Source organism: Pseudomonas sp. B1-22 (genome assembly GCF_050474425.1).
In the GTDB taxonomy this organism is placed as follows: Bacteria; Pseudomonadota; Gammaproteobacteria; order Pseudomonadales; family Pseudomonadaceae; genus Pseudomonas.
On sequence record NZ_JBCHVH010000002.1, the window covers coordinates 709587 to 732008 of the forward strand.

Sequence of the window (22422 nt, forward strand, 5' to 3'; positions counted from 1 at the left end):
GTTGCGCAGTCCTTGCGCGAGCACGGGCAAGCCTAGCACCCGAATATCGGTTCGTGACAGAAATCACATTTTAATTCTCGTGACCGGGTCATGCGAGCCAGCCCCGCATGACCCGCCCCAGCAGTATCAGACCTGCCCGAACGCTTTGCGCTTGGGCGTTCCACGCTGGGCTGCGCGCAGGTATTGCGCCGGCCACGGCACCGGCTGGCCACCCAGCTCATCGGCGGCGTGCAGCGGCCAGTACGGGTCGCGCAGCAGCTCGCGGGCCAGCAGGATCAAGTCGGCCTGGCCGGTGCGCAGGATGTGCTCGGCCTGCACCGGCTCGGTGATCATGCCGACGGTGCCGCTGGCCACCCCGGCCTCCTTGCGCACGCGCTCGGAGAACTGCGTCTGGTAGCCCGGCCCCACCGGAATCTCGGCATTCACCGCGGTGCCGCCGGAGGAGACGTCGATCAGGTCCACGCCCAGGTCCTTCAAGCGGCGCGCCAGTTCCACGGTCTCGTCGGGGTTCCAGCCGTCTTCCACCCAGTCGGTGGCGGACAGGCGGACGAACAGCGGCAACTCCTGCGGCCATACGGCGCGCACCGCCTCGGTGACTTCCAGGAGGAAGCGGATGCGGTTCTCGAAGCAGGTGCCGTACTGGTCGCGGCGCTGGTTGGACAGCGGCGAGAGGAACTGATGCAGCAGGTAGCCGTGGGCCGCATGCACCTCGACGATCTTGAAGCCGGCGGCCAGGGCACGCTCGGCCCCCTGCACGAACTGCTGCTTGATAGTCGCCATCTGCTCTTCGCTCAGGGCGATGGGCACAGTGTGCTGCGGATCGAAGGCGATGGCCGAGGGCGCCACCGGCGTCCAGCCGCCTTCGCTGATCGGCACCGAACCGTGCTTGCCCAGCCAGGGCGCCCAGGTGCTGGCCTTGCGCCCGGCATGGGCCAGCTGCACGCCGGCCACCGCGCCTTGGGATTCCAGGAAGCGGGTGATACGGCGTAGCGGCTCGATCTGTTCGTCGTTCCAGATGCCCAGATCCTCGGCACTGATCCGACCTTCCGGGGCGACGGCGGTGGCTTCGACTATCACCAGGCCCGCGCCCCCCACGGCACGGCTGCCCAGGTGAACCAAGTGCCAATCGTTGGCCAGGCCGTCCTGGGCGGAGTACTGGCACATGGGTGAGACGGCGATGCGGTTGGACAGGGTCAGCTGGCGTAGGGTCAAGGGCTCGAACAACTGGCTCATGGCGAAACTCCCTGTGGTCTTCAGTTCTTGTACTACAACTGTAGACCGGGTTCGCCTAAGGATAGGTCCAGATGATCGGTGGCGACCCCGCAGCCGGGACACCTGCAGCAGGACTCAAACGCTGGAGCTCCATGCAGGAGCGCGCCAGGCGCGCGGTCGCGGGCATGGCCCGCTCCTACAAGTCGGCTCCGGCGCCGGGGCTCGCGTAGGTGCGGACTTATCCGCGATAGCCGCCGACCAGATGGAGAACGTGCCGGCGGAAAACAATCGCGGACGGAGGGGCGCTCCTACAGATCAGCCGCGGCGTTCCCATGAGCGTAGGAGCGGACTCTGTCCGCGATGGTGTCCGGCGCGATGCGGGCCTATCGCGGACGAAGTCCGCTCCTACCCATACCCCACCTTCACAGCAATACCCTGTAGGAGCGAGCTTGCTCACGAACCCGCCCGAACGACGAAACAACCGGCGAGCCCGTTCGCGAGCAAGCTCGCTCCTACGAAAGGCTCAGCGCGGCGCGATATGCGCCACCATCAGTTGCACGCTTTCGTTGCCGCGGAACTCGTTGACGTCCAGCTTGTAGGCCACTTCCGCCCAGCGCACGGTGGGGTTGGGCCAGATTTCGCGGTCGATGTTGAAGGCGATGGCGTCCAGTTGCAGCGAGCCGCATTCGGTCTTGAGCACCAGCTTGAGGTGACGTTCGCCGACCACACGCTGCTGGACGATCTGGAACACGCCGTGGAACAGCGGCTCGGGGAAATGCTGCCCCCAGGGACCGGCCTGGCGCAGGGCCCGGGCCAGCTCCAGGTGGAACTCCTCGGCGCCCAGTTGCCCGTCGGAGAGCAGGCGGCCGGTGAGGTCTTCCTCATCCAGCTGACGGCGCACCTCGGCATCGAACGCAGCGGCGAAGGCGCCGAAGTTTTCCTGCGGCAGCGACAGGCCGGCCGCCATGGCATGGCCGCCGAACTTGCTGATCAGCCCCGGATGGCGCGCGGCCACGGCGTCCAGCGCATCGCGGATATGGAAGCCCTGCACCGAACGCGCCGAACCCTTGAGCGTGCCATCGCCGGCATCGGCGAAGGCGATGGTCGGGCGGTGGTAACGCTCCTTCAGGCGCGAGGCGAGGATGCCGATCACGCCCTGGTGCCATTCGGGGTCGAACAGGCACAGGCCGAAGGGCATCTCCTCCACCGGCAGTTCCTTGAGCTGGGCCAGCGCCTCGCGCTGCATGCCTTGCTCGATGGCCTTGCGGTCCTGATTGAGGCCGTCGAGCTGCGCGGCCATGTCGCGGGCGACGCTTTCGTCCTCGCAGAGCAACAGCTCGATGCCCAGGGACATGTCGTCCAGGCGGCCAGCGGCGTTCAGGCGCGGGCCGAGGATGAAGCCGAGGTCCGTGGAGGTGATCCGCCGGCAATCGCGCCCGGCCACTTCCAGCAGCGCACGCAGACCCGGACGGGCGCGGCCGGCGCGGATGCGCGCGAGGCCCTGGTGGACCAGGATGCGGTTGTTGGCATCCAGCGGCACCACGTCGGCGACGCTGCCCAAGGCCACCAGGTCGAGCAGTTCCGCGAGGTTCGGCTCGGCGATACCGCGCGCAGTGAACCAGCCGCGCTCGCGCAGGCGGGCGCGCAGGGCGAGCATCACGTAGAAGATCACGCCGACGCCGGCCATGGCCTTGCTGGGGAAGTCGCAGCCGGGCTGGTTCGGGTTGACGATGGCATCAGCGGCGGGCAGTTCCGGCCCCGGCAGGTGATGGTCAGTGACCAGCACGCGCAGGCCGGCGGCCTTGGCGGCGGCGACACCGTCTATGCTGGAGATGCCGTTGTCCACGGTCACCAGCAGATCCGGGCGCTTCTCCAGCGCCACGGCGACGATTTCGGGAGTCAGGCCGTAACCGTATTCGAAGCGGTTGGGCACCAGGTAATCGACCCAGGCCGCGCCGAGCATGCGCAGCGCCAGCACGCCGACACTGCTGGCGGTGGCGCCGTCGGCGTCGAAGTCGCCCACATAGAGAATCCGCTGGCCCTTCTCCAGCGCATCGACCAGCAACTCCACCGACGCGTCCACGCCCTTGAGCTGCTGGTACGGGATCAGCCGCGCCAGCCCCTTGTCCAGCTCGGCGGCACTCTGCACGCCACGGGCGGCGTAGAGGCGGGTCAGCAGAGGCGGCAGGTCGCCCAGATCGGGCAGGTTTTGCGGGAGGGGGCGGGATTCGATGCGCATGGGTGTTTCGATCATTCCTTTTCTGCTTGCTCTCGCGCCTTGCGAGCTAGAGCACGGCAAGGCGCGAACAGGCGGGGGACGCGGAGTTTACTTCAGTAAATGAGCAGGCCCACGCCTGTTCGCAACGCTGCCGGGCCGACGCGCAGCTAACGCGATCAGCGTTCGCCCATCAGCCATTCAACCTGGAGTTCGTGCTGGCCACGCTCGTCGGTGACGAAGATGGTCCCTTCGCTGATCATCACGGTCCAGTTGATCGAGCGCGGCAGGTCGCGGGAGATTTCCTCCAGCGGCTCCTGGGGCATGGCGACGACGTTGAGGTTCTTCAGGTGGCGCACGCTGTCGAGCACCTTGGTGGTCCACACGCGCAGGTTGCCGTAGGCGACCAGGGTCAGCTTCTCGCAGCGGCGCGAGCACCAGGTCAGGCGCTCGGCGTCGGGCTGGCCGACTTCGATCCAGTGCAGGACGCGATCATCCAGGCTCTTTTCCCAGAGCGAAGGCTCTTCCACGTCCGACAGGCCGCGACCGAAGGCCAGTTGCTCGTTGTACCAGATGACGTAGGCGAGCAGGCGTACCGCCAGGCGCTCCTCGGTTTCCGAGGGGTGGCGGGCGACGGTGAAGCGCAGGGTCTCGTAGACCCCACGGTCGAGGTCGGTCAGGCTGATATCGGCTTTGTAGGGCGTGGCGGACAGGGCCATGGGGATTCCCGGCGAATTTTCGAAGGCGGCAAGTCTACCGCGAAAGCACCGGCCGGGGGTTCATCAACCACGGGTACGTCGGTCGGTTCCCGGTTCCGGGGCAGCCAGTTCGATGCGGTTGCGGCCCTTGGCCTTGGCGGCGTAGAGCGCCTGGTCGGCCAGCGCCAGCAGGCGCGTCAGGTCGTGCCCGGCCTCACGGGTGGTGGCGATGCCGATGCTCACGCTGAGCTGCCCTTCGGCCATGAATGGCAGTTCGGCGAATTCGCGGCGTACCCGCTCAGCCACCTGGCAGGCGCCCTCGGTGTCGGCGGACACCAGCAGGCAGGCGAACTCTTCCCCGCCGATGCGTGCGAACAGGTCCTGCTTGCGCATCCGCGAGGCGGTGATGCGGCTGAACTCCACCAGTACCCGGTCACCGGCAGGGTGGCCGAAGGAGTCGTTGAGGCGCTTGAAGTTGTCCAGGTCGCAGAGCAGCAGCGAGGCCTGCTCGCCGCGTTCGGCGCACAGGCGCAAGGCGCGCTCGCCGGAATCCATGAAGGCCCGGCGATTGCCGGCGCCGGTCAGCGGGTCGCTCAGCGCGGCGCTGCGGAATCCCAGTTCGGCGCGCTCCTTGACCATCGCCAGGGTCGCGAAGGCGATGCCGATGGCGTAAAGCATGGTCTCGAATACCAGCAGGGTGAAGAAGGTGCTGCCCTGGCCATTGTTGTTGGCGCTCTCGAACGGCATCCCACGGTCGACCAGCAGGCGCACCGTGTAGAAGCCGCCGTGGAACAGCATCAGCGCCAGGATCGGGCGCAGCTCCACCTCCAGCTTGCGGCGGCTGCGCAGCAGCTCGCTGATGGAGGCCAGGCAATAGGCAATGGTGATCGAGGTACTGACCAGTACCCGCGCCGCCAGCGACTCGTAGAACGCCGGCCAGAGGCACAGCATCGCCCAGAGGGCCGCACCGGCGCCGATCAGCGGCCAGTGCGGTCGACGCCCGGTGAACACCCGCATGGACGTCCAGTTCATCGCCGCGCAGATGTGCAGAATGACGTTACCCAGCAGGATCGGTACCAGGTCGATGCCCATTCCCCGCAAGGTGCCAAGGAAGGTACCCAGGGCGCCAAGCAGGAGCATCGCGCTCATGTAGCCCAGCGTCGGCTCGCGACGGCCGCTGTGCCAGGCGAACGCCATCAGCACCCCGACCAGGGTGAGCACATAGAGATCGACCACGACCAGCGTCGGCAGGCTCAGGACCATGCCACCCCCTTGCCATCCGCCTGCACGCATCCCGAAGGGAGCGCCGGACGGCCGGGGACGTGGAATGACGGAAGCGCGCGCATCGGGGGTGACCTGTCCAGTGTCGGACGAGCTGACAGAAATGTCCTTGGATAGGGTTACTCTACGCGCGCCCATCGCCGGCGCAAAGCGCCGATGGTGGGCAGCCGGCCCGGCGGCCTGTTCGAACGCCCGCGTGGGCGGTAAAGTCCGCCGACCACCTGCCGAACGGATCGACCGATGAACACCACCGCCAAACCCCTCGCCGGCCTCAAAGTGATCGAACTGGGCACACTGATCGCCGGTCCCTTCGCCTCGCGCCTGTGCGCGGAATTCGGCGCCGAGGTGATCAAGGTCGAATCGCCCGACGGCGGCGACCCGCTGCGCAAGTGGCGCAAGCTCTACGAAGGCACCTCGCTGTGGTGGTTCGTGCAGGCCCGCAACAAGCGCTCGCTGACCCTGAACCTCAAGCACGAGGCCGGGCGCGAAGTGCTGAAGAAGCTGCTGTCCGAAGCCGACATCCTGATCGAGAACTTCCGCCCCGGCGTGCTGGAGAAGCTCGGCCTGGGCTGGGACGTGATCCACGCGCTGAATCCGAAGCTGGTGATGGTGCGCCTGTCCGGCTTCGGCCAGAGCGGTCCCTACAAGGACCAGCCGGGCTTCGGCGCGGTGGGCGAGTCCATGGGCGGACTGCGCTACATCACCGGCTTCGAGGACCGCCCGCCAGTGCGCACCGGCATCTCCATCGGCGACTCCATTGCCGCGCTGTGGGGTGTGATCGGCGCCCTCATGGCGCTGCGCCACCGCGAGGTCAACGGCGGCCAGGGGCAGGTGGTGGACGTGGCGTTGTATGAAGCGGTGTTCGCCATGATGGAATCGATGGTGCCGGAGTTCGACGTGTTCGGCTTCATCCGCGAGCGCAGCGGCAACATCATGCCCGGCATCACCCCCTCCTCCGTGCACACCACCGCGGATGGCAAGCACGTGCAGATCGCCGCCAATGGCGACGCGATCTTCCGCCGCTTCATGCTCGCCATCGGCCGCACCGACCTGGCGGAAGATCCGCAGCTGGCGGACAACGCCGGACGCGATCAGCGCCGCGACGAGCTGTACGGCGTGATCGATCGCTGGGCGCGCTCGGAGACACTGGACAGCGTACTGAAGGTGCTGGGCGAAGCCGAGGTGCCGGCCAGCCGCATCTACTCCGCCGAGGACATGTTCGCCGACCCGCAGTTCCTCGCCCGCGAGATGTTCCTCTCGGCCAGGCTGCCGGACGGCAAGCCGTTCCGCATGCCGGGCATTGTGCCCAAGCTGTCCGAGACGCCCGGCTCGGCGGACTGGATCGGTCCGGAGCTGGGCGAGCATACCGATGAGGTGCTGGGTGGGCTGGGGTATGACGCGGCGGCTATTGCGGCGATGCGGCAGCAGGGGGCGGTGTAAGGCGTACGCCGTTACGGCCATTCCGTCGGGGAACACGGCTTTCGTAGGAGCGGACTTTGTCCGCGATGCTTTTGGGCTGGGTGTTTCTGCGCCGCTTCGGCGTGTGCTGAGAGATTTTGTTTCGCCCCCTCGGGCGAGTCACTTTGCCAAACGACGCAAAGTAACCAAAAGTCTCGTCCCGACATCCGGCCCCGGCTTCGCCGGACTGATTCGCTTCGCTCACCCTACGGGCCAGCCTTCGGCTGTTACTTCGCTGCGCTCCGTTTCCCTCGCTCCGGTATCGCTCCGAGGGTCGGCGTACAAGGGCCGTCCCTGCCCTTTACGCCTCTCGCGGCATCCATGCCGCTCGCCCCTCTGCGCAATACCTCCACTCGGCCTCCTGACGGGACACTGCACGCGCCTGATACCTTGGCTGCTTCATGCTGGATTGCTCTTCGTAGGATGGCGTGGAGCGAAGCGATACCCATCATGGCGGATAACGCTGCGCGTTATTCGCCCTACACAAGCATCGCGGACAGAGTCCGCTCCTACGTAGGTGCGATGCATTGGCATTCCCTGTACGAGACGAGCCATCCGCGATGGATTTCGCGGATAAGATCCGCTCCTACGGGAGCGCAGCTCCGCTCTGGCTACGTCTCCGGCTCTTAAAGACTTCCAGCGAAATATCCGCACGCATCGGAGCGCCCCTTCAGGAGGCCGAGTGGAATCGGAGTTTCAGGGGTTGAGCGGCATGGATGCCGCGAGAGCCGCGATGGGCCAAGGATGGCCCTTCGCGGCGTGCCCCTGAAACTCCGATGGAGCGAGGGGAGTCCCGCGAAGCGGGACCCGGATGATGGGGCAAGACCTTTTGGTTCCTTTTGTGTCGTTTGACAAAAGGGACTCGCCCGAGGGGGCGAAACAAGATCTCTCAGCACACGCCGAAGCGGCGCAGAAACGCCCAAACAAGAAGAGCATCGCGGAGAAGCTCCGCTCCTACGAGAGCAAGGCCATGCCCGCGATCAGTCGCCAATAACACAAACGCCGCCCCTGGGGGCGGCGTGTTGTCTTGCACAAGCCAGGAAAAATCACGTCCCGTAGCTGAGCACCTGCGCCCGCTGCCGCAAGGCGACGATGACATCGTCCTCCATCCGCCCTTCCTGGATCAGCAGATCGCGGCGAACCGACTGGATCGCTTCCTCGCACTGATGCTCGTCCGCCAGTTGCACACCATCGAGCACGCGGCGCAAAACGACCTCGCCTTCGTCGTTGGTCAGGGTGAGGATGCGGCCGCCATCAGGGCGTGCCAAACCCAGTGCCGGAGTGTAGGGAGCGAAGGTCTCGGTCAGCAGCACGCTTAGCCGGTCCATGTCATATCTCCTTGTTGCGAAATGAAAAACCTGAAGAGAAGACATCACGGCCGGCGATTAAGTTCGTCCCGCTTATTACCACTGGTCCATAAAACCCTGAGCATCGTCCCAAGAAAAAGCCCGCCATGAAGGCGGGCTTTTTCATCGATCCGTCACGGATCAGAGCGGCTTGCCACGGTTGCCGTGGGCGCTGACGAAGGCCTGGACCTTGGCCAGTTCATTCGGCAGGACGGTGCAACGCTCGTCGCGCTGGAACAGGTCGGCCAGGTGCGCCGGCAGAGCCGGAACCGCCTCGATGCCAGCCTTCTCCACCGCTTCCGGGAACTTGACCGGATGCGCGGTACCCAGGGTGACCATGGGTACGGCCAGGCTGCGGCGGCAGGAGCGGGCCGCACGCACGCCGATGGCGGTGTGCGGGTCCAGCAGCTCGCCACACTCGGCGTAGACCTGGGCGATGGTCTCGCAGGTCTCTTCGTCGCTCACCGCCAGGGAGTCGAACAGGCGGCGGGCCTCGGTCCAGCGGTCGTCCTCGACGGCCAGCTTGCCGGTGGCCTTGAAGGCGTCCATCAGCTCGGCGACAGCCTTGCCGTTGCGGCCGTGCAGGTCGAACAGCAGGCGCTCGAAGTTGGACGAAACCATGATGTCCATGGACGGCGACAGCGACGCGTGCAGGGTGTCCTTGTCGTAGCGGTTGCCGGACATGAAGCGGTGCAGGATGTCGTTGCGGTTGGTCGCGACGATCAGCTGGCTGACCGGCAGGCCCATGTTGCGCGCCAGGTAGCCGGCGAAGATGTCGCCGAAGTTGCCGGTGGGCACCGAGAAGGCCACGGAGCGGGCCGGTGCGCCGAGCTGCAGGGCGGCGTGGAAGTAGTAGACGATCTGGGCCATGATCCGCGCCCAGTTGATCGAGTTCACCGCCACCAGACGGGTGCCTTTCAGGAAGCCCTGGTCGGCGAAGCTGGCCTTGACCATCTCCTGGCAGTCGTCGAAGTTGCCTTCGATGGCGATGTTATGGATGTTCTCGCCGAGGATGGTGGTCATCTGACGGCGCTGCACCTCGGACACACGGTTGTGCGGGTGCATGATGAAGATGTCGACGTTCTCGCAGGCCTTGCAGCCTTCGATGGCGGCCGAGCCGGTGTCGCCGGAGGTGGCGCCCATGATCACCACACGCTCGCCGCGCTTGGTCAGCACGTGGTCGAGCAGGCGGCCGAGCAGCTGCAGGGCGAAGTCCTTGAAGGCCAGGGTCGGGCCGTGGAACAGCTCCAGCACCCACTCGTTGCCGTTCAGCTGGCGCAGCGGCGCCACGGCGTTGTGGGCGAAGACGCCGTAGGTTTCTTCGAGGATCTTCTTGAAATCGGCGTCGGCGATGCTGCCGGCTACGAACGGGCGCATCACGCGGAAGGCCAGCTCGTGGTACGGCAGGCCGGCCCAGGAGGCGATCTCTTCGACGGTGAAGCGCGGCAGGTTTTCCGGCACGTAGAGGCCGCCGTCGCTGGCAAGACCTGCCAGCAGCACGTCTTCGAAGTTCAGCGCGGGCGCCTGGCCGCGGGTACTGATGTAACGCATGGTGTGAAACCTTCGGTCTGGCGGCGGCGCGCAAGCGTCGCCGCGTTCGATTCAGTTCAATTGTTCGACGCGGATGCGTACGACATTGCCGACGACGTCATCCAGCGCTTCCAGCGCGGCGATGGCTTCGATGATGCGGGACTCGAGCACGCGGTGGGTAACCAGAATCATCGGCACCAGACCGTCATGCTCTTCGACTTCCATCTGCATGATCGATTCGATGTTGATGCCGCGCTCGGAGAGGATGGTCGCCACCTGGGCCAGTACGCCCGGATGGTCCTTGGCCTGGATGCGCAGGTAGTAAGCGCTTTCGCAGGCGTCGATCGGCAGGATCGGGTGGTCGGAGAGCGAGTCCGGCTGGAAGGCCAGGTGCGGTACGCGGTTCTCCGGGTCGGCGGTCATGGCGCGAACCACGTCCACCAGGTCGGCGACCACCGAGGAAGCGGTGGGCTCCATGCCGGCGCCAGCGCCGTAGAACAGCGTGGAACCGGCGGCGTCGCCGTTGACCATGACGGCGTTCATCACGCCGTTCACGTTGGCGATCAGGCGGTCGGCCGGGATCAGGGTCGGGTGCACGCGCAGCTCGATACCGCTGTCGGTACGGCGGGCGACGCCCAGGTGCTTGATGCGGTAGCCCAGGGCCTCGGCGTAGTTCACGTCGGCGGTGGTCAGCTGGGTGATGCCTTCGGTGTAGGCCTTGTCGAACTGCAGCGGGATGCCGAAGGCGATGGACGCCAGGATGGTCAGCTTGTGCGCGGCGTCGATGCCTTCCACGTCGAAGGTCGGATCGGCTTCGGCGTAGCCCAGCGCCTGGGCTTCCTTGAGCACGTCGGCAAAGGCGCGGCCTTTCTCGCGCATTTCGGTGAGGATGAAGTTGCCGGTGCCGTTGATGATGCCGGCCAGCCAGTTGATGCGGTTGGCGGCCAGGCCCTCGCGGATCGCCTTGATCACCGGGATGCCACCGGCCACGGCGGCTTCGAAGGCGACGATAACGCCCTTCTCGCGGGCCTTGGCGAAGATTTCGTTGCCGTGCACGGCGATCAGCGCCTTGTTCGCGGTGACCACGTGCTTGCCGTTCTCGATGGCCTTGAGCACCAGCTCGTGGGCCAGGGTGTAGCCGCCGATCAGCTCGATGACCACGTCGATTTCCGGGTTGTTCGCCACGTCGAAGATGTCGGCAGTAATGGGGGTACTGCCGGTATCACATTTCGGATTGGGGCGACGGGCGGCAATCTGCGCAACCTCGATACCACGCCCGGCACGGCGGGCAATCTCCTCGGCGTTGCGTTTGAGTACATTGAAGGTACCGCCACCGACGGTCCCCAACCCACAGATTCCCACTTTCACCGGATTCACGCTGAAACTCCCCATGATTACAGCAGCACAGTGCCTGACGCAGCGTGCCCGCAACGAGGCGGGCACGGTGGGCAGGCACCAGGATCGAACCGGACCTGAGCCCGGTTCATTGTCGAAAGGAACCGCACATTACGAAGCGGTTCTTTATTAGTCAATCAAAGCGCAGCCCGCGGCTTACTTGGCTTCCAGGGCCAGCTTGGCGATCTGGCCGGCCGGCTGGTAGCCCGGCAGCATCTGGCCGTTGGCCAGGATGATCGCCGGGGTGCCCTGCACACCGACCATCTGGCCCAGTTCCAGCTGCTTGTTCACCGGGTTGTCGCACTTGGCGGCCTTCACTTCCTTCTCGTGGAACATGTCGGTCATCGCCGCCTGACGGTCCTTGGAGCACCAGACCGCCTGCAGTTGCGCATCGCCCGGCGAGTTCGGGCCCTGGCGCGGGAAGGCCAGGTAACGCACTTCGATGCCGCGCTTCTGCAGATCCGGCACTTCGGCGTGCAGCTTCTGGCAGTACGGGCAGGTGGTGTCGGTGAAGACGGTGATGTGCGCCTTGGTCTCGCCCTTGGCCGGGAAGACCACCATGTCGGCGGTCGGAATGCCGTTGATGGTCTTGGCCACGCCCGCGCTTTCGGCGACTTCGGTCAGGTTGGTCGGCTTGCCGTCCTTCACCTGGTAGATGTTGCCCTGGACGACGAACTGACCGTCGGCGCTGGCATAGAGCACGCGGCCGCCCTTGAGCTGCACCTCGTAGATGCCTTCGAGGGGGCTCTTGGCGATGGCCTCGATGGGCAGGTCAGGCTGCAGGGACTGCAGGGTGGCACGGATGGCCTGGTCCGGCTCGGCGGCCAGGGCAAGGGTGCTGGCGAGGCCAAGGGCCGCGGCAGCCAGAAGTCGGGACAAACGCATGGAAAACTCCTGATGTCGGTCGGCGAAGACTATCACACCCGACGGGTCAGGCCGAGCCGCAGGCTGTAGCGGGAAGCTTCCGTGGGAATACCAGCCTTGACCTGTAGGAGCGAGCTTGCTCGCGAACGCATTTCGCCGGCGGTTCCGGTGCCGTGCGGTTCGCGAGCAAGCTCGCTCCTACAACGTCCGGATCACCCCCGTGGGTGGTGTTGCGCGTGCAGATCCTGCAATCGCGCGCGTGCAATATGGGTATAGATCTGCGTGGTGGAAAGATCACTGTGCCCCAGCAGCATCTGCACCACCCGCAGATCGGCGCCGTGATTGAGCAGATGAGTGGCGAACGCATGGCGCAAGGTGTGCGGCGACAGGCTCTTGCCGATGCAGGCGACTTTCGCGTGCAGCTTGATGCGGTGCCAGAAAGTCTGGCGGGTCATCTGCTCGCCGCGCAGGCTGGGGAACAGCACGTCGCTGGGGCGCCCGCCCAGCAGGTCCGCGCGCGCCTCCCGCAGATAGCGCTCGATCCACAGGATGGCTTCCTCGCCCAGCGGCACCAACCGCTCCTTGCTGCCCTTGCCCATGACGCGCACCACGCCCTGGCGCAGGTTGACCTGCTCCAGGGTTAGCCCGACCAGTTCGCTGACCCGCAGCCCGCAGGCGTAAAGCACCTCCAGCATGGTGCGGTCGCGCAGGCCGAGGGGATCGTCGGTCTCCGGCGCCGCCAGCAGCGCTTCGACATCGGCTTCGGAGAGCGACTTGGGCAGCGGCTTGCCCAGTTGCGGCAGCTCCACCAGCAGCGTCGGGTCCTCGTCGATCAGCCCTTCGCGCAGGCAGTAGCGGTAGAAGCCCCGCAGCCCGGACAGGAAGCGTGCCGTGGAGCGCGCCTTGTAACCCTCGCCGAGGCGCCAGGCCAGGTGATCGAGGATCACCTCGCGCCCCGCCGCCTCCAGCGCTACCCCGCGCTCGTCGAGCCAGCCGTTGAACAACGCCAGGTCGCTGCCATAGGCGCTGCGGGTGTTGTCGGAAAGGCCCTTTTCCAACCAGAGGGCGTCGAGGAAACGGTCGATCAGTGAATGTGAAACCGGCATCATGTCAGGCTATATCGATAGAAAAAGCGTCGGACTAGTCTTCCACAGCCTCCCCCCGCAACTCCACCGTCAACCGCGCAAGGACCCTGGCTCCATCATGGACGAACACAGCACGTACTACGCCTTCGCCGGCATTGGCATCGCAGCCCTCCTCAGCCAGTGGCTGGCCTGGCGCCTGCGCCTGCCGGCGATCCTGTTCCTGCTGCTGAGCGGCATCCTGGTAGGGCCCGTCCTGCACCTGCTGACGCCGGAGCACCTGTTCGGCCCGCTGCTGTTCCCGCTGGTGTCGCTGGCGGTGGCGCTGGTGCTGTTCGAAGGCAGCCTGACCCTGCACCTCGACGAATGGAAGGAAATCGGCACCGTCGTCCGTCGACTGGTCAGCATCGGCGCACTCGTCACCTGGGGCGTGATCGCCGTGGCGACCCATTACCTGCTGGACTTCACCTGGGAGATGGCCCTGCTGTTCGGCACCCTCACGCTGGTCACCGGCCCCACGGTGATCGTGCCGATGCTGCGGGTGGTGCGCCCCAACGCCACCATCGCCAACATCCTGCGCTGGGAAGGCATCGTCATCGACCCCATCGGCGCCCTGCTGGCACTGGTGGTGTACAGCTTCATCGCCGCCAGCGGCAACGACCTGGGCTGGATGCAGAGCCTGAAAGCCTTTTTCAGCGTCGTCGGCTGCGGCATTGCCTTCGGCCTCGCCGGCGGTCAGGCACTGGGGGTCGCCCTGCGCCGCCACTGGCTGCCCGATTACCTGCACAACCTGGCGTCGCTGTCCGTGGTACTGGGCGTCTTCGTGCTGTCGAACACGGTGATGTCGGAGTCCGGGCTGCTCGCGGTGACCGTGATGGGCCTGCGCCTGGCCAACATGCAGGGCGTCGACGTGCGGCAGATCCTGCACTTCAAGGAGAACCTCAGCGTGCTGCTGATCTCCGGCCTGTTCGTGCTGCTCGCCGCACGCCTGGACCTGGCGGCACTGCTCGGCCTGGGACCGGTGGCGCTGCTGGTGCTGGCGCTGATCCAGTTCGTCGCCCGGCCACTGAGCGTGATGATCTCCACCGCCTGCTCCTCGCTGAACTGGCGCGAACGTGCCCTGCTGAGCTGGATCGCCCCGCGCGGCATCGTCGCCGCAGCGGTTTCGGCGATTTTCGCCATCCGCCTGCAGGAAGCCGGCCATGCCCAGGCCGGGGTGCTGGTCCCCCTCACCTTCCTGGTGATCATCGGCACCGTGGTCCTGCAGAGCGCCACCGCGCGTCCGCTGGCCCGGCTGCTGAAGGTCGCCGAGCCGTCGCCCACCGGCTTCCTGATCATCGGCGCCAACTCCGTGGCACGGGCCATCGGCGCTGGCCTGCAGAACGCCGGGGTGAAGGTGCTGCTCACCGACTCCAGCTGGGAAAACACCCGTGCCGCGCGCATGGAGAACCTGCCGACCTACTTCGGCAACCCCGCCTCGCAACACGCCGAGGCGCATCTGGACCTGATCGGCCTGGGACACCTGCTGGCGCTGTCGCCCAACGCCGAGCTGAATGCGCTGATGTGCATGAGCTTCCGCCACGAATTCAGCCCCTGGCAGCGCTTCATCCTGCCCAGCAGCCAGGACAGCCGCCGCAGCGAGAAACACCGCGTCAGCGACCGCCATCGCGGCCATCCGCTGGGGCAGATAAATGTCACCTATCCGCAGATGGCCGGAATGATCGCGCGCGGCGCGGAAATCCGCTCGACGCTGCTCAGCGACAACTTCGGCTGGGAGCAATACCAGGACCAGCACGGCAGTCGAGCGCTGTTGCTGTTCGCGCGCGAACCGAACGGCCGCCTGCACGTTGCCAGTCCCGAGCGGCCGCTGACACCCGGCACCGGCTGGACGCTGATCTCGCTGGTGGAAGAAGTCGCGGAAAGTACCGCGGGTATAAATGAAACGACGCAAGCCGCAATAACCTGACAATCGGCCGCGTCAGCCTATCTTTAGGTGGGTGACAGAATCCGTCTGACAGACAATGATTGCATCACGCCATCATTGCGCACATGAAGCTTACCGTCATGCCCAGTCAGCAAAACTCCCGCCTCGGTCAGATCCTGGTCTGCAAGGGACTGATCACCTCCCGACAGCTGGAGCAGGCCATCCAGCTCCAGCTCACCAATGGACTGCGCCTGGGCGAAACCCTGATCCAGCAAGGCTGGATCAGCGAGCGCCAGCTCGGTCGCGCATTGAAGAAGCAGAATAACGTGCGCCTGGCGGCGACGCTTCTCGCGGCGCTGCTCAGCCCGTTCCAGCTGGCCAGCGCGGATGTGCAGCGTCAGGCCCCGACCAGCATCACCCGACACGAGGCACCCCAGGGCTTGAGGCCGCTCAGCGACCATGAGATGAGCAACATCAACGCCCAGGGATTCGATGACACCCTGCAGAGCCTGCTGGTCAGTGCCGAAAGCGGCGACGGCGTGGGCACCGTCAAGCAGCTCGCGCGACTGGTATTGCCGGTGGTGGACAGCCTGGACGCCGAGACTTCCATGCGCGACGTGCAGTACGACACCCTGCACGCCTCCTCGACCCTCAATGCCGATGGCTCGATCAATGTGCGCCTGCCCAGCTCCATCGGCGAGGTACGCTTCGACAACATCCGCGTCGCCGGTGCGCCGAAAACCCAGAGCATGGGCAGCCTGAGCCTGCAGAACATCGACCTGTCCCAGGCTTCGCTGAAGATCAGCCTGCGCCACTAAAACCGATGGATGGATATCTGTAGGAGCGAGCTTGCTCGTCAACCGCCCAACACCGATGTGACCGGCAAATCTGTTCGCGAGCAAGCTCGCTCCTACAATTCAAATGAAAGAAGGCGCCCATGGGCGCCTTCTTGCGTTTCAGGCCTCGAAGCCGGGCAGGACCGGCACCGGACGCTTCTCGTCATCGATGGCGACGAAGCTGAACAGGCCGTGGATGGCCTTCTCGCGACCGTCGGCGGCCATGCTCTCGACGAAGACTTCCACCTCGACCTTGAGGCTGGTGTTGCCGACCTTCACCACCCGCCCGATCAGCTCGACGATGGAGCCGGCAGGGATCGGATGCTTGAAATCGATGCGGTCAGTGGAAACCGTCACCAGCGGCAGGCGGCAGAAGCGCGTCGCGGCGATGAAGGAGACCTCGTCCATCCAGGCCAGCGCGGTGCCGCCGAACAGGGTGTTGTGGTGATTGGTGGTGGGCGGGAAGATCGCCTTGGTCACGCGTGTTTCCGCCAACGTCGTGCGGCGGAGGATTTCTTGCTCTCGGGGGCTCATGCCACTGCTACCTGATGCAATGAGGGGTGGCTGCCAGTGCTGCGGGTGTTGTACTTGTGATGCGCTGCCGGAGGCAGGTGGGGCGACCGGACCGGTTGGCCGGCAAACGCCAGGCAAGAAAAAAGCAGCCCGTGGGCTGCTTTTTTCTTCGAAAGAACCGGTCTTAGACCAGTTTTTCCTTGATGCGCGCTGCCTTGCCGGACAGTTCGCGGAGGTAGTACAGCTTGGCCTTGCGCACGTCGCCGCGACGCTTGACGGAAACGCTGTCTACCAGCGGGCTGTAGGTCTGGAAGGTACGCTCAACACCTACGCCGTTGGAGATCTTGCGAACGGTGAAAGCACTGTTCAGGCCGCGGTTACGCTTGCCGATGACAACGCCTTCGAAGGCCTGCAGACGCTGACGGTCGCCTTCCTTCACTTTAACCTGGACGATTACGGTGTCGCCGGGGGCGAACGCCGGAATCTCTTTGTTCATCTGTTCAGCTTCGATCTGCTGAATGATCTTGTTGGTCATTTCAGTGCTCCTAAGACAAGCGCTCGGCGCTCGCCATCGATACGTTAACTATCGTTCCGCTGGCGGATGTATTCCTCCAGCAGCTTCTTCTCTTCTCCAGAAAGCGAGCGGCAATCCAGAAGATCGGCACGTCGTTCCCAGGTCCTGCCTAAGGACTGCTGCAAACGCCAGCGCCGGATGTGTTCGTGGTTGCCGCTGAGCAGCACCTCAGGAACACGCTTGTCTGCGTACACCTCGGGTCGGGTGTAGTGCGGACAGTCGAGCAGGCCATCCGTGAAGGAGTCCTCCTCGGCGGAGTCCACGTGGCCCAGTGCACCGGGCAACAATCGCGTGACCGCGTCAATCAGCACCATGGCCGGAAGCTCACCCCCGGACAGGACATAATCGCCAACTGACCATTCCTCATCGACATGCTCTTCAATGAAGCGCTCGTCGATGCCTTCGTAACGCCCGGCGATCAGGATCAGTCGTTCCTCGTTCGCCAGTTCTTTCACGGCCGCCTGCGTCAGCTTGCGACCTTGCGGCGAGAGGTAGATCACCTTCGCCGGTCCGCCTGCGGCTTGCCGGGCATCGCCCAGTGCGCCTTCGAGCGGCTTGATTTTCATCACCATGCCGGGACCACCGCCGAAAGGTCGGTCATCCACCGTCTGGTGACGGTCCTCGGTGTTGCTTCGCGGGTTGAAGCACTGAAGCTGAATCAGCTCCTGCTTGACCGCGCGACTCGTGATGCCATAGTCGCTGATGGCGCGAAACATCTCGGGAAAGATGCTAATTACTCCTATCCACATCGGCTGAGGGCTCTCATCCACATGGCTTAGAAGTCCGCGTCCCAGTCCACCCGCATCTCGCCGGCTTCCAGGTCCACCGATTGCACGCACTGATCCGTATACGGGAGCAGGCGTTCACGGTCGTCCAGGCTGCCTGCGCAGGGCTTGACTACCATCACATCGTTGGCGCCGGTCTCCAGCATGTGGTCGAGAATCCCGAACAGTTGCCCGTTCTGGTCGATCACCTTGAGACCTTCCAACTGGCTCCAGTAGAACTCGCCATCCTCCAGCACCGGCAGCTCGCTGCGCGGGACCAGGATTTCGAACTCTGCGAAGGTGCGGGCGATCTCGCGATCATCCAGTCCCTTCAGCTTCGCGACCAGGACATTGCCCTGCACGCGACCTTGAACCAGCTCAGCCTGTCGAACCTCGTTGCCACGCTTGAGCGTCCAGCGACGGTAGTCCAGCAGGTTGTCCAACGGATCGGTAAAGGAATACACCTTCACCTCACCACGAATGCCGTGCACCGATACGATCTTGCCGAGAACAATCATCTCCTCGGCGGGAGCAGGCTTCGTGTTCATCGATCTCAGGCAGCCTTGGCGGCGTCCTTGATCAGCTGAGCAACACGCTCAGACGGTTGAGCGCCTTGGCTCAGCCAGTAGTTCAGACGCTCCTGGTTGATCGAGACCTTGACCTCGGCACCAGTTGCAACGGGGTTGAAGAAACCGACGCGCTCAACAAAACGGCCGTCGCGAGCGTTGCGGCTGTTGGTCACGGTCAGGTGATAGAACGGGCGCTTCTTGGAGCCGCCACGAGCCAGACGAATGGTTACCATGCGTACGTTGTTCCTATGGTTTGCTTGCAAAAAAGAAATGCAGCCCTCGGGCACATAGCCCGAAAGGCCGCATATTCTATGAGCTAAAGCCCCGCGCCGCAAGCCGCAGCGCGTCCGGCCCGCCGGGTGGCGGGCCGTCTGGGGTCACATCTTGGGCATGCCGCCGGGGAACATGCTGCCCATGCCGCGCATCATCTTGGCCATGCCGCCCTTGGCGGTGACCTTCTTCATGACCTTCTGCATCTGCTTGTGCTGCTTGATGAGACGGCCGACGTCCTGCACCTGGGTGCCGGAACCCAGGGCGATGCGGCGCTTGCGCGAACCGCTGATCACTTCCGGATCGCGACGCTCGGCCGGAGTCATGGAGTTGATGATCGCCTCCATCTGCTTGAACTGCTTCTCCGCCGCGTTCTGCGCGTTGCCCATCTGAGACAGATTCACGCCGCCGAGCATCGGCAGCTTGTCCATCAGGCTGCCCAGGCCGCCCATGTTCTTCATCTGTTGCAGCTGATCGCGGAAGTCTTCGAGGTCGAAGCCCTTGCCCTTCTTGATCTTCTTCGCGAGCTTCTCGGCCTTCTCGCGGTCCATGTTCTGCTCGGCCTGCTCGATCAGGCTGAGCACGTCGCCCATGCCGAGGATGCGCGAGGCCACGCGGTCAGGGTGGAACGGATCGAGCGCTTCGCTCTTCTCACCCATGCCGAGGAACTTGATCGGCTTGCCGGTGATGGCGAGCACCGACAGCGCGGCACCGCCACGGGCGTCGCCGTCGACCTTGGTCAGCACCACGCCGGTCAGCGGCAGGGCGTCGTTGAAGGCCTTGGCGGTGTTGGCGGCGTCCTGGCCGGTCATGGCGTCGACCACGAACAGGGTTTCCACCGGCTTGATCGCCGCGTGGACCTGCTTGATCTCGTCCATCATGTCGGCGTCGATGTGCAGACGACCGGCGGTATCCACGATCACCACGTCGATGAACTTCAGCTTCGCCTCGCGAATCGCGGCTTCGGCGATGTCCACCGGCTTCTGGCTGGTGTCGGACGGGAAGAAGGTCACTTCCAGGTCATTGGCCAGGGTTTCCAGCTGCTTGATCGCCGCCGGGCGATAAACGTCGGCGGACACCAGCAGCACGGACTTCTTCTTGCGCTCCTTGAGGAAGCGCGCCAGCTTGCCGGCGGTGGTGGTCTTGCCCGCGCCCTGCAGGCCGGCCATCAGGATGACCGCAGGCGGCGCCGCGTTGAGGGCCAGGTCCTCGTTGGCCGCGCCCATCAGCTCGACCAGTTCGGCCTGGACGATCTTCACGAAGGCCTGGCCCGGGGTCAGGCTCTTGGAGACTTCGGTGCCGACCGCGCGATCCTTGATCTTGGCGACGAAGTCCTTGACCACCGGCAGGGCCACGTCGGCCTCCAGCAGGGCCATCCGCACTTCGCGGAGCGTGTCCTTGATGTTGTCCTCGGTCAGCTTGGCCTTGCCGGTGACGTGGCGCAGCGTTTGCGAGAGGCGATCTGTAAGGTTTTCGAACATGCGCGTTCCTAATCAGACCCGGTCGGGTCAGGGTTTGGCTTGTCAGCAAGCCGGCGATTATAGCGAAGTGCGGCCAGCGCCAACACCGCCGATGATCCCTCCGTGACGGACCACACCCGGACCAGAAGCGAACTGTTCTCAGCGGCTTTCTAGACCCGGCCGTTCTGTGCCACACTCACGGCCTTTCGGGTCCCCCTTCCAAGGACTGTTCCAAGGACTTATGCAACCTCTGCTGCCCAGCCTGATCGCCGCCGTCCTTTATATCGGCACTACCGTCTACCAGGGCGTTAGCCTGGCCCGCCGTACCCCGCCGCAAAAACCGCTGCTCCTCCTGCTGGGCCTGGTCGCCCTGCTCTGCCAGGCGTACAGCCTGAGCCAGGAGCTGCTGACGCCCGGTGGCCTGGTGCTGGACTTCTTCAATGCCGCCAGCCTGATTTCCGCCGCGGTCACCGCACTGACGCTGCTGGCCTGCCTGCGCATCCCGGTGCACATCCTGCTGATCGTCCTCTATCCGCTCGGCGCCCTGACCACCCTGCTGGCGGCGCTGGTACCCCACGGCACCATCGAGCCGATCAATGAGCAGCCGGGCATCCTCGCGCACATCCTGCTGTCGATCCTCGCTTATGGCCTGCTGACTATCGCCGTAGTCCAGGCACTGCTGTTGCTGGTGCAGGATCACCAGCTCAAGCACAAGCATCCATCGGGCCTGATCCGCAACTTCCCGCCGCTGCAGACCATGGAAAGCCTGCTGTTCGGCTTCCTCTGGGGCGGCTGGTCGCTGCTCTCGCTGTCGCTGATCTCCGGCTGGCTGTTCGTCGACAACCTGTTCGCCCAGCACCTGGCGCACAAGACCATCCTCTCCTGCTTTGCCTGGGTGGTGTTCGCCGTGCTGCTGTGGGGTCGCCACCAGCTCGGCTGGCGCGGGCACAAGGCGATCCGCTGGACCCTGGCGGGCTTCTGCCTGTTGATGCTGGCCTATTTCGGCAGCAAGCTGGTCAAGGAATTCATCCTGCACATCTGACGCTGGCGGCGGTGCCGCACCGCCGCGAAACGCCGAAGGAACCCGACGCATGGGCGACATCCATCCCGGCTACATGATCGGCCTGCTGGTCTTCCTGCTGCTGTGCTCCGCGTTCTTCTCCAGCGTCGAAACCGGCGTCCTCAGCCTCGACCGCTATCGCCTGCGCCACCTGTCCAAGCAGGGCAACCGCGGTGCCCGGCGCACCAGCTGGCTGCTGCTGCGCACCGACCGGCTGCTGGGCACCATCCTGATCGGCAACAACTTCGTCAACATCATCGCCTCCTCCCTGGCGACCCTGCTGGCCCTGCGCCTGTGGGGCGACGCCGCCGTCGCGCCGACCACCATCGTCCTGACCCTGGTGCTGCTGATCTTCGGCGAGATCACCCCCAAGACCTACGCCACACTGCGCCCCGAGAACGTCGCCTTCCCCGCCAGCCTGCCGCTGCTGTGGCTGCAGAAGCTGTTCAGCCCGCTGCTGTGGCTGATGACCGGGGTGAGCAACCTGCTCCTGCGGGCCTGCGGCCTCGACCCGACCCAGCGCATCAGCAAGCCGCTGAGCAGCGAGGAGCTGAAAAGCGTGGTCACCGAGTCCAGCGAGAAGCTCACCGCCAACCGGCAGAACATGCTGCTGAGCATCCTCGATCTGGAAAAGATCACCGTGAACGACCTGATGGTGCCGCGCAACGAAGTGCAGGGCATCGACCTGGACGACGAGCTGGAAACCATCATCGGCCAGCTGCGCAACACCACCCACACCCGCCTGCCGGTGTTCCGCAACGACATCAACCAGGTCGAGGGCGTGGTGCACATGCGCCAGATCGCCCGTCTGCTGACCCATAACCAGCTGACCAAGGAAAGCCTCAAGGCCGCGTGCCTGGAGCCCTACTTCGTGCCGGAGAGCACGCCGCTGTCGACCCAGCTGATCAACTTCCAGAAGCAGAAGCGCCGCATCGGCATCGTCGTCGACGAGTATGGCGAGGTGATCGGCATCATCACCCTGGAAGACATCCTCGAAGAGATCGTCGGCGAGTTCAGCAACCAGGACGCCCTGCGCAACCCCGATATCCACCCGCAGGCCGACGGCACCTATGTGATCGACGGCTCGGCCAACCTGCGCGACCTCAACCGCGCGCTGGGCTGGCAACTCCCCAGCGACGGCCCCAAGACCCTCAACGGCCTGGTCACCGAAGCGCTGGAGCAGATTCCCGACTGTGCGGTGTGCCTGAAGATCGGCCGCTACCGCCTGGAAATCCTGCAGTCCGGCGAGAACCGCGTGAAAAGCGTACGCGTCTGGCAACCCGGCATCCCCACGCCGCCGCTGCCGCAGCGCGACGAGCTTGCCTGAGCGGCCCCACCCAACCCTATAATCCGGACGGCTTACCCAGCCTC

20 protein-coding genes are annotated in these 22422 nt (G+C 65.0%); 5 read left to right on the forward strand and 15 right to left on the reverse strand.

Annotated features, from left to right (window positions below; genetic code table 11):
• Positions 1-126: 126 nt before the first annotated feature.
• The 4 genes from ACQ5BL_RS10140 to ACQ5BL_RS10155 all read right to left on the reverse strand — a co-directional run bounded on the left by ACQ5BL_RS10140 (position 127) and on the right by ACQ5BL_RS10155 (position 5388).
• On the reverse strand, positions 127-1233 hold the full coding sequence (locus ACQ5BL_RS10140; protein WP_243809186.1) for an NADH:flavin oxidoreductase/NADH oxidase: 1107 nt from the start codon (positions 1231-1233) through the stop codon (positions 127-129).
• Positions 1234-1735: 502 nt separating this feature from the next.
• Positions 1736-3451 (reverse strand): single-stranded-DNA-specific exonuclease RecJ, encoded by a 1716-nt coding sequence (gene recJ / locus ACQ5BL_RS10145; RefSeq protein WP_243809215.1) that lies wholly within the window; start codon positions 3449-3451, stop codon positions 1736-1738.
• A 155-nt stretch (positions 3452-3606) separates the two neighbouring features.
• Complete coding sequence (locus ACQ5BL_RS10150; protein ID WP_243809185.1) at positions 3607-4146, reverse strand: YaeQ family protein; 540 nt, start codon at positions 4144-4146, stop codon at positions 3607-3609.
• 63 nt (positions 4147-4209) lie between these two features.
• On the reverse strand, positions 4210-5388 hold the full coding sequence (locus ACQ5BL_RS10155; RefSeq protein WP_207888027.1) for a GGDEF domain-containing protein: 1179 nt from the start codon (positions 5386-5388) through the stop codon (positions 4210-4212).
• Positions 5389-5646: 258 nt separating this feature from the next.
• Here ACQ5BL_RS10155 and ACQ5BL_RS10160 point away from each other — a divergent pair, with 258 nt between their 5' ends.
• Positions 5647-6846, forward strand: a complete 1200-nt coding sequence (locus ACQ5BL_RS10160; RefSeq protein WP_243809184.1) for a CaiB/BaiF CoA transferase family protein — start codon at positions 5647-5649, stop codon at positions 6844-6846.
• Between the two features lie 1064 nt (positions 6847-7910).
• Here ACQ5BL_RS10160 and ACQ5BL_RS10165 read toward each other — a convergent pair.
• The 5 genes from ACQ5BL_RS10165 to xerD form a co-directional block, all read right to left on the reverse strand.
• Positions 7911-8192 (reverse strand): DUF3509 domain-containing protein, encoded by a 282-nt coding sequence (locus tag ACQ5BL_RS10165; RefSeq protein WP_207888029.1) that lies wholly within the window; start codon positions 8190-8192, stop codon positions 7911-7913.
• Between the two features lie 159 nt (positions 8193-8351).
• Positions 8352-9761, reverse strand: a complete 1410-nt coding sequence (gene thrC, locus ACQ5BL_RS10170; protein ID WP_243806152.1) for a threonine synthase — start codon at positions 9759-9761, stop codon at positions 8352-8354.
• 51 nt (positions 9762-9812) lie between these two features.
• Positions 9813-11117: a homoserine dehydrogenase gene (locus tag ACQ5BL_RS10175; RefSeq protein WP_207888031.1), complete on the reverse strand. Its 1305-nt coding sequence runs from the start codon at positions 11115-11117 to the stop codon at positions 9813-9815.
• A gap of 174 nt (positions 11118-11291) precedes the next feature.
• Entirely contained in the window at positions 11292-12020 is a 729-nt protein-coding gene (locus tag ACQ5BL_RS10180) for a DsbC family protein (protein WP_207888032.1), read from the reverse strand.
• Positions 12021-12211: 191 nt separating this feature from the next.
• Positions 12212-13108 (reverse strand): site-specific tyrosine recombinase XerD, encoded by an 897-nt coding sequence (gene xerD, locus ACQ5BL_RS10185; RefSeq protein ID WP_243806153.1) that lies wholly within the window; start codon positions 13106-13108, stop codon positions 12212-12214.
• Positions 13109-13202: 94 nt separating this feature from the next.
• Between xerD and ACQ5BL_RS10190 the strand changes: the two genes are divergently transcribed.
• Both ACQ5BL_RS10190 and ACQ5BL_RS10195 read left to right on the forward strand, forming a co-directional pair.
• Positions 13203-15047, forward strand: coding sequence for a cation:proton antiporter (locus ACQ5BL_RS10190; RefSeq protein ID WP_243806155.1), 1845 nt, complete (start codon positions 13203-13205; stop codon positions 15045-15047).
• Between the two features lie 98 nt (positions 15048-15145).
• The gene (locus ACQ5BL_RS10195; protein WP_207888034.1) at positions 15146-15823 is read left to right on the forward strand and encodes a hypothetical protein; all 678 of its coding nucleotides are present in this window, start codon (positions 15146-15148) and stop codon (positions 15821-15823) included.
• A gap of 138 nt (positions 15824-15961) precedes the next feature.
• Here ACQ5BL_RS10195 and ACQ5BL_RS10200 read toward each other — a convergent pair whose 3' ends face one another.
• The 6 genes from ACQ5BL_RS10200 to ffh form a co-directional block, all read right to left on the reverse strand.
• A complete protein-coding gene (locus ACQ5BL_RS10200; RefSeq protein WP_207888035.1) occupies positions 15962-16375 on the reverse strand; it encodes an acyl-CoA thioesterase in 414 nt (137 codons plus the stop codon).
• A 163-nt stretch (positions 16376-16538) separates the two neighbouring features.
• Positions 16539-16889 carry a 50S ribosomal protein L19 gene (gene rplS, locus ACQ5BL_RS10205; RefSeq protein WP_009616363.1) on the reverse strand — a complete coding sequence of 117 codons (351 nt, stop codon included), beginning with the start codon at positions 16887-16889 and terminating at the stop codon, positions 16539-16541.
• A gap of 44 nt (positions 16890-16933) precedes the next feature.
• On the reverse strand, positions 16934-17677 hold the full coding sequence (trmD, locus tag ACQ5BL_RS10210) for a tRNA (guanosine(37)-N1)-methyltransferase TrmD (protein ID WP_152225264.1): 744 nt from the start codon (positions 17675-17677) through the stop codon (positions 16934-16936).
• Between the two features lie 26 nt (positions 17678-17703).
• A complete protein-coding gene (rimM, locus tag ACQ5BL_RS10215; RefSeq protein WP_243806156.1) occupies positions 17704-18240 on the reverse strand; it encodes a ribosome maturation factor RimM in 537 nt (178 codons plus the stop codon).
• A 5-nt stretch (positions 18241-18245) separates the two neighbouring features.
• Positions 18246-18494: a 30S ribosomal protein S16 gene (gene rpsP / locus ACQ5BL_RS10220; RefSeq protein WP_152225269.1), complete on the reverse strand. Its 249-nt coding sequence runs from the start codon at positions 18492-18494 to the stop codon at positions 18246-18248.
• Positions 18495-18638: 144 nt separating this feature from the next.
• The gene (gene ffh, locus ACQ5BL_RS10225; protein ID WP_430293110.1) at positions 18639-20012 is read right to left on the reverse strand and encodes a signal recognition particle protein; all 1374 of its coding nucleotides are present in this window, start codon (positions 20010-20012) and stop codon (positions 18639-18641) included.
• 220 nt (positions 20013-20232) lie between these two features.
• Between ffh and ACQ5BL_RS10230 the strand changes: the two genes are divergently transcribed.
• Together ACQ5BL_RS10230 and ACQ5BL_RS10235 are read left to right on the forward strand one after the other, a co-directional pair.
• Positions 20233-21033, forward strand: coding sequence for a cytochrome C assembly family protein (locus ACQ5BL_RS10230; RefSeq protein WP_243806158.1), 801 nt, complete (start codon positions 20233-20235; stop codon positions 21031-21033).
• Positions 21034-21082: 49 nt separating this feature from the next.
• Positions 21083-22378, forward strand: a complete 1296-nt coding sequence (locus ACQ5BL_RS10235; RefSeq protein WP_207888039.1) for an HlyC/CorC family transporter — start codon at positions 21083-21085, stop codon at positions 22376-22378.
• The last annotated feature ends 44 nt before the right edge of the window (positions 22379-22422 follow it).